The organism is uncultured Roseovarius sp., from assembly GCF_913054395.1.
GTDB lineage: Bacteria > Pseudomonadota > Alphaproteobacteria > Rhodobacterales > Rhodobacteraceae > Roseovarius.
On sequence record NZ_CAJXIP010000037.1, the window covers coordinates 16,339 to 28,073 of the forward strand.

Annotated in this window: 13 protein-coding genes; 7 read left to right on the top strand and 6 right to left on the bottom strand. The window is 62.8% G+C overall.

Annotated features, from left to right (window positions below; translation table 11 throughout):
• Positions 1 to 38: 38 nt before the first annotated feature.
• Together QZ522_RS07390 and QZ522_RS07395 are read right to left on the bottom strand one after the other, a co-directional pair.
• Entirely contained in the window at positions 39 to 488 is a 450-nt protein-coding gene (locus QZ522_RS07390; RefSeq protein WP_294609193.1) for an RDD family protein, read from the bottom strand.
• Positions 489 to 570: 82 nt separating this feature from the next.
• Positions 571 to 1,041, bottom strand: coding sequence for a YbaK/EbsC family protein (locus QZ522_RS07395; RefSeq protein ID WP_294609195.1), 471 nt, complete (start codon positions 1,039 to 1,041; stop codon positions 571 to 573).
• 79 nt (positions 1,042 to 1,120) lie between these two features.
• On the opposite strand from QZ522_RS07395, the gene QZ522_RS07400 reads away from it, so the two are divergent.
• The 5 genes from QZ522_RS07400 (at position 1,121) to QZ522_RS07420 (ending at position 6,769) form a co-directional block, all read left to right on the top strand.
• Positions 1,121 to 3,907 carry a glutamine-synthetase adenylyltransferase gene (locus QZ522_RS07400; protein WP_294609197.1) on the top strand — a complete coding sequence of 929 codons (2,787 nt, stop codon included), beginning with the start codon at positions 1,121 to 1,123 and terminating at the stop codon, positions 3,905 to 3,907.
• 3 nt (positions 3,908 to 3,910) lie between these two features.
• On the top strand, positions 3,911 to 4,183 hold the full coding sequence (locus tag QZ522_RS07405; RefSeq protein WP_294609199.1) for a hypothetical protein: 273 nt from the start codon (positions 3,911 to 3,913) through the stop codon (positions 4,181 to 4,183).
• A gap of 163 nt (positions 4,184 to 4,346) precedes the next feature.
• The gene (locus tag QZ522_RS07410; protein WP_294609201.1) at positions 4,347 to 4,985 is read left to right on the top strand and encodes a DUF6778 family protein; all 639 of its coding nucleotides are present in this window, start codon (positions 4,347 to 4,349) and stop codon (positions 4,983 to 4,985) included.
• 45 nt (positions 4,986 to 5,030) lie between these two features.
• Positions 5,031 to 6,227 carry an RSP_2647 family RNA methyltransferase gene (locus QZ522_RS07415; protein WP_294609202.1) on the top strand — a complete coding sequence of 399 codons (1,197 nt, stop codon included), beginning with the start codon at positions 5,031 to 5,033 and terminating at the stop codon, positions 6,225 to 6,227.
• Entirely contained in the window at positions 6,224 to 6,769 is a 546-nt protein-coding gene (locus QZ522_RS07420; protein WP_294609204.1) for an RSP_2648 family PIN domain-containing protein, read from the top strand. Before QZ522_RS07415 ends, QZ522_RS07420 begins: the two co-directional genes overlap by 4 nt.
• Positions 6,770 to 6,856: 87 nt before the next feature.
• Here the strand turns inward: QZ522_RS07420 and QZ522_RS07425 are convergent, their stop codons facing one another.
• The 4 genes from QZ522_RS07425 to QZ522_RS07440 all read right to left on the bottom strand — a co-directional run bounded on the left by QZ522_RS07425 (position 6,857) and on the right by QZ522_RS07440 (position 10,708).
• A complete protein-coding gene (locus QZ522_RS07425) occupies positions 6,857 to 8,041 on the bottom strand; it encodes a VWA domain-containing protein (protein ID WP_294609206.1) in 1,185 nt (394 codons plus the stop codon).
• A 6-nt stretch (positions 8,042 to 8,047) separates the two neighbouring features.
• The gene (locus QZ522_RS07430; protein ID WP_294609208.1) at positions 8,048 to 8,215 is read right to left on the bottom strand and encodes a hypothetical protein; all 168 of its coding nucleotides are present in this window, start codon (positions 8,213 to 8,215) and stop codon (positions 8,048 to 8,050) included.
• Between the two features lie 3 nt (positions 8,216 to 8,218).
• A complete protein-coding gene (locus QZ522_RS07435; protein ID WP_294609210.1) occupies positions 8,219 to 9,586 on the bottom strand; it encodes a DUF2927 domain-containing protein in 1,368 nt (455 codons plus the stop codon).
• Between the two features lie 282 nt (positions 9,587 to 9,868).
• A complete protein-coding gene (locus tag QZ522_RS07440) occupies positions 9,869 to 10,708 on the bottom strand; it encodes a MoxR family ATPase (protein WP_294609212.1) in 840 nt (279 codons plus the stop codon).
• A 156-nt stretch (positions 10,709 to 10,864) separates the two neighbouring features.
• Here QZ522_RS07440 and dksA point away from each other — a divergent pair, with 156 nt between their 5' ends.
• Both dksA and QZ522_RS07450 read left to right on the top strand, forming a co-directional pair.
• Complete coding sequence (gene dksA, locus QZ522_RS07445; RefSeq protein WP_294609213.1) at positions 10,865 to 11,320, top strand: RNA polymerase-binding protein DksA; 456 nt, start codon at positions 10,865 to 10,867, stop codon at positions 11,318 to 11,320.
• 88 nt (positions 11,321 to 11,408) lie between these two features.
• Positions 11,409 to 11,735, top strand: a 327-nt coding sequence (locus QZ522_RS07450) for an FAD-dependent oxidoreductase (RefSeq protein WP_294609215.1), incomplete at its 3' end; no start/stop codon positions are given.

Genomic DNA, 11,735 nt, shown 5'->3' on the forward strand with positions numbered 1-11,735 from the left:
TGATAATGCGCCTCGCCAAGAGGGTTGTGTTGCCGCGTTCAGGTGGCCGCGCGGCGGTTGATCGCGACGGTTCCGAGAACATGATCGCTTAGCCCCTGTGCCCGCGCGGTCGTCAGCATCAGGACGATGGAAATCACCTGTAATAGCGGCAACATGACCGAAATCGTGAAGCCGGTCGTATGCGCAAAGGCCATGCCCAGATCAAACCGCGTGCCCTGCGCGGTGCGAAACTCGATTGCGGTCAGCCGCATGCCCCATGTGGCCGAGGCTTGCGCAATCGTGATGACGCGATAGGCAAACCCCACCATCACCGTCAGAACCGGGAAAAAGAACAGGCCGGTGAAGGCGGTGAACGGCACGATCAAAATGCTGATTGCAATGATCACGATCGTATCCACCACAAAGGCAAACAGGCGCTTGGTGGGCACATCGGCGTAAAATTCAGGCTGTGTGTCGGGGTCGGGCAGGTGCCAGTTTATGTCGCTCATATCGGGCTTTTCGCGTCCTTTCGGGGGCGGTTACCGCTTTAAGCTTGGCACCACGGGGGCGGTTTGCAAGGGGTTTTGCGGTTTAACCGGCGGTAAAATCTCCAAGTTCGGCCCCGGAAATGCGCAGCAACACATCCGGTGCGACGGCGAATAGGTGCCGTGGCGTTCCCGCCGCGGCCCAGACCCGATCAAACGCCATAAGGCGTGGATCAAAGAAGGCCCGCGGCGGCGTAAGATGCCCGACAGGTGACACCCCGCCGATGGCAAACCCGGTTTGCGCCCGGATCAGCGCCGCATCCGCCTTGCCAAGCGGCTCGCCCGCAAGTGCGCTGGCGCGTGCGTCGTCAACCTGATTGCCGCCTGCGGTCACGAACAAAAGCGCCGCGCCGCTGGTCAGCCCGCGAAAGATGATCGACTTGGCGATCTGATCAATCGTGCAGCCGACAAGATCCGCCGCCATCTGCGCCGTGGTGGCATTGCCGGTCTCGACCGGCCCTGTCTCGACGCCGGCCTCAAGCAGCGCACGGGTCACGCGTTTCAGGCTCTTGCTCATGTTTATCCTCCGATTTTTTCGCAGTATTCCAACTCTTTCAGCCATTGACCAGCCCCGCGCGGCTTGTATCACTGGCGCCATGAATTTCATTGACCGCATGACCCGTCTGCCCCGTGCCCATGACCCCGTTGAGGGCGAAGAGGCACGTGCTGCCATGGCTGGCCTGCCCGAACGCCTTGGCGAGCTGATCGCCGGGGCCGGGGGCTCCAGCCCGTTTCTGAAATCGCTGATCCTGCGCGAAGGGGATTGGCTGCACACTGCGTTTCAAGACCCCGAAGCGGCGCTTGACAGCCTCGCCGCCGACCTGCGTGCGGTGCCAGCCGATGCGCTTGGCGATGCGCTGCGTCAGGGCAAGCGGCGGGTGGCGCTTTTGACGGGGCTGGCCGACCTTGCAGGCGTCTGGCCGCTTGAGGTGGTCACCGGGCGGCTCTCGGACTTTGCCGATCTGGCCTGCGATCTGGCGCTCAAGGCCGCCCTGGGCAGCGAAATCCGCCGCGGCAAGCTTCCGGGGATGGGGGAAGAGGATATCGCGACGGCGGGCGGCATGGTGGTGCTGGCCATGGGCAAGATGGGGGCGCATGAGCTTAACTACAGTTCAGATATCGACCTGATCTGCCTGTTTGACGAAACCCGCTTTGCCCCTGAGGACTATCACGAGGCGCGCGCATCCTTTGTGCGTGCCACCCGCAAGATGGCGGCGATGCTGAACGACCGCACCGCCGAGGGATATGTGTTTCGCACCGACCTGCGCCTGCGCCCTGACCCAAGTGTCACGCCGGTCTGTCTGGCCATGGCTGCCGCCGAGGCCTATTATGAAAGCCTCGGGCGCACATGGGAACGTGCGGCCTATATCAAGGCGCGGCCCTGTGCGGGCGATATCGCGGCGGGGGATCGGTTTCTGGCGGTGCTCAAGCCGTTCGTGTGGCGCAAGCATCTGGATTTCACGGCGATCGAGGATGCCCATAACATGCGCCTCGCCATCCGCGAGCATAAGGGCCTTGGCGGGTCGCTAAGCCTGTGCGGGCACAACATGAAGCTGGGGCGCGGCGGTATCCGCGAGATCGAGTTTTTCACCCAGACCCGACAGTTGATCGCGGGCGGGCGTGACCCCGATCTGCGGCTGCGCGGCACTGTCGAAGGGCTGGCCGCGCTTGCGCAAAAGGGCTGGGTGCCGCACGAGGCCGCAGAGCTTTTGACCGAGAACTACCGGTTTCACCGCGAGGTCGAGCATCGCCTGCAAATGCTCCGCGACGCGCAAACTCATGTGTTGCCCAATTCCGAGGATGAATTCAACCGCCTCGCCGCCTTCATGGGCCGCGAGAGCGCCGAACTGAAGGCAGAGCTTCTGAGCCGCCTCAATGCCGTGCATGACGTGATCGAGGGGTTTTTCAAACCCGAAGAGACCCCCGAGACCCCCGACGCCGCCGAGGCGCTTGACGGTGAGGTGATCGCGCGCTGGCCAAGTTACCCGGCGCTGCGTTCGGCCCGCGCTGTCGAGATTTTCCGACGCCTCAAGCCCGATATCCTTGCCCGACTGGCGCGCACCGCGCACCCGAACGAGGCGCTTTTGGCCTTTGACGGCTTTATCGCCGGGCTGCCTGCGGGGGTGCAGGTGTTTTCGCTTTTCGAGGCCAATCCCCAACTGATCGACCTGCTTGTCGATATTGTTGGCACAGCCCCGGCGCTTGCAACGCATCTGTCGCGCAATGCGGGCGTGTTTGATGCGGTGATCGCGGGGGATTTCTTTGCGCCCTGGCCGGGGCAGGCGGCGCTTGAGGCAGAGCTTGGGGCCCGGCTTGAGGCCGAGGCCGATTACGAGCGCGCGCTTGATGCGGTGCGCCGCTGGCGCAAGGAATGGCATTTCCGCATCGGCGTGCATCATCTGCGCGGGCTGAGCGACAGCGATGCGGCGGCCGCGCAATACGCCGATCTGGCACGCGCGGTGATCACCGGGATCTGGCCCCTGGTCATCGAGCAGTTCTGTGCCAAGCACGGCACCCCGCCGGGGCGCGGCGCGGTGGTGCTTGGCATGGGCTCGCTCGGGGCGTCGCGGCTGAATGCCGGGTCCGACCTTGACCTGATCGTGATTTATGACGCCGAGGCGGTCGAGGCCTCGGACGGGCGTCGCCCGCTGGCCGCGCGGCCCTATTATGCGCGGCTGACGCAGGCGATGATCACCGCCCTGACCGCGCCGATGGCCGAGGGCCGCCTTTACGAGGTCGATATGCGGCTGCGCCCCTCGGGCAATCAGGGGCCGGTTGCCACCAGCTGGCCGTCGTTTCAGGATTATCAGCAGAACGAGGCCTGGGTCTGGGAGCATCTGGCGCTGAGCCGCGCGCAGGTGATCACCGGCGAAGCCAGCCTTGCGCGCGATGTCGAGGCGTTTCGCCGGGGTCTTATGCGCGACAAGGGCGACCCCGAGGCGGTACTGGCCCAGCTTGCGGAGATGCGCGCACGCATCTCAAGTGCCAAGGCCCCGGCGGGCCCCTGGGATACCAAGCTTGGCCCCGGTCGCCTGATGGAGCTTGAACTGATTGCGCAGGCGGGCACCCTGATGGCGGGGCACGCCGTACGCGATGTGGCCTCTGGGTTTGCCGGAGGTGTCGCAATCGGCTGGCTCGATGACGCGGACGGCGATGCATTGGCGCGCGCCTATGCGATCTGTTGGAAGGTGCATATGGTGGCGCGGCTGATCAGCGACAAACCTCTTGATCCGGCCTTGATGGGCGAGGGGGGCGCGGCATTCCTGTTGCGCGAGACCGGGCAAGAGGATTTGGCTGGGCTGAAAACGTGCCTTGAGGAGGCCTGCGGCGGTGCGGCCCGTGTGATTGACGCAGCGCTTGAGCGGCTGCCAGGGAAGGTATGAAAGATGCAACGCGACCCGCTTGACCCCAAGGGCCTGATCCGCGAGGCCTATCGCATCGAAGGTATCGTGAGCGGCGAATGCCGGTCGATTTTCCTCGATTGGGCGCTGTCCTTGCCCGAGGGACAGGACACACAGGAGGCGATTGCCGAGATGATCGCGCGCTATGCGCCCGGACATCCCGGCCACCCGATGACCGAGGTGCTTGAGAGTGGCACCGTCACCCCGACCACCCCGCGCCGCCGTGGCGGCTGGCGCAGCAGGCCGCGCGACAGCTGACCCTCCGGCCCCAGTGCTGTTGCCGGTTTCAGGGCAATTCGGCGCAATTGGGCGTCTCCGGGCCTCCGAAAAATCACGCTATTGCGCTGAATTCGGCTAAATGGCGCCTCAATTCATGGGCATCGTCCAGCATAACGAAGGGCAAAAGCCCGTGGAGGATGACATGACCTATATTCGTTTGATCGCTGCCCTGATGCTTGGTTTCGGCCTGTCGGCCTGTGCCAGTGTTGACACGGCAAGCCGCAATGCGCCGCTCGAAAGCCCGGCGTTGTTGCAACCGGCACCGCTTTCGCTTGATGTGCGCGCGATCCGGGTGTCTGTTCCCAAATCCCTGAAAGTATCCGAGGCGAACCGCTATTACCCCGGTGGCGACATCGTATGGCGCGAAGACCCGCTTGGCGATCGCCACGAACAGGTCAAGGCGATCTTCGAGGCGGGTTTAAGCGCGGGCGTCGCACGGATGGATCACGGCACCGTTCCGGTGATGCTTGACGTCATGGTCACGCGCTTTCACGCCCTCAGTGAAAAAGCGCGCTACACGATCGGTGGTGTGCATGCGGTGCAGTTCAAATTCCTGCTGCGCAATCCGGAAACCGGCGAAGCCTATGGTGAGCCGAAGTTCGTCAAGGTCGATTTCAAGGCTTACGGCGGGCAAATGGCGATCAATGCAGAGCGCAAGGGCCTGACCCAGAAGGTGCGGATCATCGACCACCTGTCCGAAGCCATCCGGCAAGAGCTTCAGACCTCGGAAGGCTATCACGCCGAGGCGACCGGTCTGATTGGGGCTTTGAACCAGATCTGATCTTTTCCCTTTTCCAACCGACAAGAAACCGCGTAAGGGGACAGTATGACACTGTCCCCTTATCCTGTTATCCGCCTCCTTCCCAAAGTGCACGCCCGCGCAATCCGCCACGGCGCGCCTTGGGTTTTTGACAACGAGCTCGTGACCGACCGCCGCACGCGCGCACTTGCCCCCGGCACCATCGCCGTGCTTGAGGACGGCAATCGCGAGCCCCTTGGCCTTGTCGCCTATAGCCCGGCCTCGAGGATCATGGCCCGCATGCTGGACCGTGACGCCACCGCGCGGGTCGATCGTGACTGGCTGCGCGTGCGCCTTGCCCGCGCCCATGCGATGCGCGAGCGGCTTTATGACACGCCGCATTATCGCCTGATCCATGCCGAGGCCGATGGCCTTCCGGGGATCGTGATCGACCGGTTCGGCGATATCGCCGTGATTCAGCCCAACGCCGCCTGGGCAGAACGTGTTCTGCCCGACCTGGTGGCGGCGCTTGTCGAGGTGACCGGCGTCACCACCGTTCTGAAGAACGCCTCGGGGCGCGCGCGCGCGCTTGAGGGGCTTGATGAGGAACACGCCGTTCTTCTCGGCCAGGCGCCCGAGGCCCCGGTCGCAGTGCCGATGAACGGTGCGATCTATATGGCCGATCTGACCGGCGGGCAGAAAACCGGCCTGTTCTTTGATCAACGCCCCAATCACGCCTTCGCCGCGCGTCTGGCCAGGGGCGCACGTGTGCTTGATGTGTTTTCGCATGTCGGCGGCTTTGCCCTCGCGGCGCTTGCGGCGGGTGCCGAGCACGCGCTTGCGGTTGACGGCTCGGAACCGGCGCTGGCACTGGCGACGCAGGGTGCCGCGCGAATGGGCATGCAGGACCGGTTTGAAACCCGCAAGGGCGATGCCTTTGACGTGCTGACAGCCCTTGGCGAAGAGGGGGCGACTTTTGATCTCGTGATCTGTGACCCGCCCGCCTTTGCCCCCAACAAGAAATCGCTCGAAGCGGGCCTGCGCGCCTATGAGCGGGTCGCGCGCCTTGCCGCGGCCCTTGTGGCGCCGGAGGGCTTCCTGGCTGTCTGTTCCTGCTCGCATGCGGCGGACCTTTCGAAATTCCGCGCTGCATCAAGCCGCGGGATCGGGCGGGCCGGGCGCGCCGGGCCACTGATTCACACCGGTTATGCCGGGCCGGATCATCCGCTGCATCCGCAGCTGGCCGAAAGCGGCTATCTGAAGGCGTTGTTCTATCGCCTATGAAGGTGCTGCTTGATACCTGTGTGATCTACCCCACCGTCATGCGGCAAATGCTTCTGGGGGTGGCGGCGGCGGGGGCGTTTACCCCGCTCTGGTCGGCGCGGATCATCGCAGAGTGGCAGCACACCGCAGCAAAGCTGGGCCCCGAGGGCCTTGCGCAGGCGCAATCCGAGGCGGTGATGATGGCCGCCACGTGGCCCGAGGCCGAGATCACCTATGCGCCCTCTCTCGAAGCGCGGCTCTGGTTGCCGGACCCGGCCGACACCCATGTTCTGGCGGCGGCGATCGCGGGTTATGCCGATGGAATCATCACCCTGAACGCCCGCGATTTTCCGCGCAATATCCTTGCCGAAGAGGGGCTCTGGCGGGCCGATCCGGATGCGTTTCTGCACGGCATCTGGACCGCGCAGCCGGGACTTGTGAGCGATGTCGCCGACCGCGTTCTGGCCGAGGCTGTGCGCCTGTCAAAGGGCACATGGGAAATGCGGCCATTGCTGAAAAAGGCGCGCCTGCCGCGTCTGGCCAAGGCGCTTTCCGCCGTCTGAGGCAGGGCAGGGTGGCGGCGTGGCGCAGGTGAGTATTTTTGCCAAGAAGAAGCCCCACGGAGTATCTTCCCTTTTGGGCAATATGCTTTAGCGCACCAGGTCGCGCATGCCTTGGTCAAGCCCCTCAAGCGTCATCGGCACCATCCGATCCTCGAAAATCTCGCGGATCATGCCGATCGAATGGGTGTAATCCCACTGGTTGCGCGGCAGCGGGTTGATCCAGAGATTGTTCGCCCATTGGCCGCGCGCCCGCTCTAGCCAGACCTGACCGGCTTCGGCGTTCCAATGCTCGTTTGCCCCACCCGGATAGGCGATCTCATAGGGTGACATGCTGGCGTCGCCCACGAATATACATTTGTAATCAGGGCCATAGGTGCGCAGCACCTCTTGCGTCGGGGTCTGGGCATTCCAGCGGCGGGCGTTGTCGCGCCATACGCCTTCATAAAGGCAGTTGTGGAAATAGTAATATTCCAGATGCTTGAATTCGGCGCGGGCGGCGCTGAACAGTTCTTCGACCACCTTGATATGCGGGTCCATGCTTCCGCCGACATCGAGAAACAACAGCACCTTGACCGCATTGCGCCGCTCGGGGCGGGTCTGGACGTCAAGATAGCCATGCTCGGCTGTGGCGCGGATCGTGCCGTCGAGGTCAAGCTCGTCTGCCGCGCCGTCGCGGGCCCATCGGCGCAGCCGCTTGAGCGCCACCTTGATGTTGCGCGTGCCAAGTTCGACGGTGTCATCGAGATTGCGGAACTCGCGCTTGTCCCAGACCTTGACCGCACGCTGATGGCGGGATTTGTCCTGTCCGATGCGCACCCCTTCGGGGTTATAGCCATGGGCACCGAACGGGCTTGTGCCGGCGGTGCCGATCCATTTGCTGCCGCCCTGATGGCGGCCCTGCTGTTCCTTGAGGCGCTCTTTGAGGGTCTCCATCAGCTTGTCGAACCCGCCAAGCGCCTCGATCTCGTCGCGTTCTTCCGCGCTCAGGTGCTTTTCGGCCAGCTTTTCAAGCCATTCCCTCGGAATCTCTACCGCGTCCAGGACGTCCTGCGTGCTGATCGCTTCAAGCCCGTCAAAGCTTGCGGCGAAGGCGCGGTCGAACCGGTCGATCAGGCGCTCGTCTTTGACCATGGCGCTGCGTGCGAGGTAATAGAACCCTTCGACATCATAGGTCACGAGGCCCGCGTTCATCGCTTCGAGAAAGGTCAGGTACTCGCGCAGCGAGACCGGCAGGCCGGCTTTTCTGAGATTCTCGAAAAACGGCAGGAACATCGCGTTCTAGATGACGTTGCGGTGAATGATCAGCGTCACGAACAGACCCGCAAGGGCAAACATAAGCGCATAAACGAATGCATATTGCAGAATATCCGCGAGCTTGCCTTTACGGCGCCGCGCCAGAAGGGCGCCGGTAACAGCGCCCAGAAGTGCCCCCAGAATAACGATCATGTTTTACCCGTTCGGTCCTTTCAACGGGCTGAGCGCGGTCACTTCTCTCAGTTTCGCACGCACCGCCCAATCTGCGCCATAGCCGTATCGCGCCCAGCCCAGACTGTCCAGCCGAATGCTCTGTGCTTCGGTGGTGCGCCCGGTCAGATCAAGCGCCTCGGCGCGCAGCATCATGAGCGTGGCCAAAAGCGCTGCGTTTTCATGGCGTTCGGCGGTGGCTTGATGTGACCCAAGCAGCGCAAGCGCGTCTTCGCCAAGCCCCTTGCTGATCGCATGGGCGGCAAGTTGCGCGGCACTGAAGGCTTGGTGAAGCTCGGTGCCGGGAGTGCGTTTGTAGAACTGTTCGGCAGTGACGAATTGCTGCTGTGCGTACTCGGGGTTGCTGGCCTGGGTCAGGCGACCAAGCGCGAAATGGCTGAAGGCGCGGCGGTGATCGCTCCAGCCGGCCGAAATGGCGATGCGCAGGGCGTCATTGGCGGCAAGGCGGCGCTGATTGGGGCGGCTGCCGGGCCCAAGGGCGGTCTGGATCGCGTCGATCCAGGCGCGCGGCGTCCGGTCGACAAAGTGCGGTGCCACATGATCGCCACCGGGATGCAGGCGGCTGAGAATGCCGGGCAGGCGCGCCTCGACCTGGCGGCGTGACATGCCGCTGTGCAGCTCGGGTGCATAATAGGCGCGCAGGATCAGCATATCAAAGCCGGTCAGCACCGCATGCACATTGTCGTCATTATAGACGCTGTCGGTCAGCCGATAGAGATCGTTGAGCGGCCCAAGCGCCTGCGCCAGTTCCTCGTGCAGGCAATCGCGCACCTCTTGCGGGCTCGAATCGCTTGGCACGAAGATGGCGATCTTTTCGCGCTGCCTGAGTTGGCTCCAATCGGTCTGCCGGGAATTGCGCGCTCTGCGATATTGCGACAGCCGGGAAATGTTGGGCACAACGAAACAGGCGGCCTTTGGCAGGTGGCGGCGGATGTCGTCGCGACTGACGGCCTCGATCGTGATATTGGCGTTGTCGCCGCTGACACGGCTGATGTCGATGCCGGCCTCGGTGCGCAGGCGGTGCAATAGACGGGTGAGATCGGGAATCAGGGTGGTCGGCGGGTGGCCCGTGACCTGCACCGTGATCGGCCCCTCGAAGCGCGACAGATGCTGAAGCACGCGCCCCGATTCAAGCTGAAAACTCAGGTCGAGAAAATCGCGCTGGATATCGCGGTTCGAGCGTTGCGGCGGGATCGGGCGCGGCGCCGAGAAGGATTTCATCGGCGGCATGGTGATTTCATGCCGCGTCGCCGCGCGCGAGGGCATTTCGTTGTGCATACCCGGCGCACAAGCACCAAGCAGCAGGCATATTGGCAAAATCATACGGTGCATCAGGCCCTCGAAATTCTTTCTAACATCAAAAATCCCCCCGCAATAGAGGCGAGGGGCCAAATACCGGTTGGGGCAGGCGGCAACAGCAGCAATCGCACGGGGATCACACGCCACCGTGTTCCGGTCGCCGCCAGGACCGGGTCAGGGCAGGAATCGATGCGCATCCTGTTCCGGGTAAGGAGCTTTCAGGGCAATAATCTGGCAGCGCCATCAGAGGTCTCCGGGGGCGGGGACCGGCAGAGGTTTTCACGACGCAAAAGCCCGCCGGTCCCGTCACCGTGCTCACCGCTGGCGACGCGCCATGAAGGCCAGCCGTTCAAACAGGTGCACATCCTGTTCATTCTTCAAAAGCGCGCCATGCAGCTTGGGCAGGGAATCGGCCCCGTCCCGGCGCAGGTCTTCGGGGCTGAGATCCTCGGCGAGAATAAGCTTGAGCCAATCCAGAACCTCCGAGGTCGAGGGCTTTTTCTTAAGGCCGACCTGCTCGCGCACTTCGAAGAACTGGGTCAGCGCGGTGGTCAGAAGCGCGTCCCTTATACCGGGGTGATGCACCTCGACGATCTTGCGCATCGTATCCATGTCGGGAAAGCGGATGTAATGAAAAAAACAGCGCCGCAAAAATGCATCCGGCAGCTCTTTTTCGTTGTTCGAGGTGATGATGATCACCGGGCGGCTTTTGGCGCGGATGGTTTCGCCGGTCTCGTAAACATGAAATTCCATCTGATCGAGTTCCTGCAACAGGTCGTTGGGAAACTCGATATCGGCCTTGTCGATCTCGTCGATCAACAGAACAACCTTGTCATCAGAGGCAAAGGCCTCCCAGAGCTTGCCGCGCTTGATATAGTTTTTCACGTCATGCACGCGCTCTTCGCCAAGCTGGCTGTCGCGCAAACGGCTGACGGCGTCGTATTCATAAAGACCCTGCTGCGCCTTGGTCGTCGATTTGATGTTCCATTCGATCAGGCGCAGCCCGAGCGATTGCGCGACCTGCCGGGCCAGTTCGGTCTTGCCGGTGCCCGGTTCGCCCTTGACCAGAAGCGGGCGCTCAAGCGTCACGGCGGCATTCACCGCAACGGTCAGGTCATCGGTGGCGACATAGGCGTCGGTGCCTTTAAATTTCATCTGATTTTCGTCCTTTTCGCGGCAATTGGCGCCAGTTATTTGGGTCACCCTAGATTGTCCGACAATTCACATCAATGGCGTGTGATTGGCTAGTGACAATCCCCGGCGGCAGGTGTAGATCACCGCGCAGGGGCGCCACCTGTGTAGGAGATTATCATGCCTGACACTGGCCTTGATGAGGGGATCGAGATGAAAGCAGAAGCATTTCTGCCCGAAGATTACAAACCGGCCGAAGACGAGCCGTTTATGAATGAGCGTCAGCTGGAATATTTTCGCCGCAAGCTCATGGAGTGGCGCGAGGACCTTCTTGAAGGAAGCCGCGAAACCATCGAAGGCCTACAGGATGGCACCCGTGCCATACCCGATGTGGCCGATCGTGCCAGCGAAGAAACCGATCGCGCGCTTGAATTGCGCACACGTGATCGTCAGCGCAAGCTGGTTGCAAAGATTGACGCGGCCCTGCGGCGCATTGATCAGGGCGAATACGGATATTGCGAAGTGACCGGCGAACCGATCAGCCTCAAGCGGCTGGATGCGCGCCCGATCGCCACCATGAGCCTTGAGGCGCAAGAGCGCCACGAGCGCCGCGAGAAAGTTCACCGCGACGACTAGGGCCGCACGGTCGGCCGGTTCAAACGAATTTCACAAAACGACGCGTCGGGGCTTTATCCCCGGCGCGTTTCGGTTCAAAGGGTGGCGTATGGGCATGGATACGCTGAAAATAACCGTTATAGGCGCCGGAATCGGCGGGCTTGCAGTGGCACGCGCCCTTGCCCTGCGCGGGGCGGACGTGATGGTTCTCGAACAGGCCCCCGAAATCGCCGAGGTGGGCGCAGGACTTCAGATAAGCCCGAATGGATTCGCGGTTCTGCGCGCCCTTGGCCTTGGCGATGCGCTGCGTGTGCGCGGGGTGCAGGCGCGCGCCGTAAGCCTGCGGGATTATCGTCGCGGCGAGGTGCTGCGGCTTGATCTCGGGGCGCTGGAGAATGACGATTATTACTTTATTCACCGCGCCGACCTGATCGAC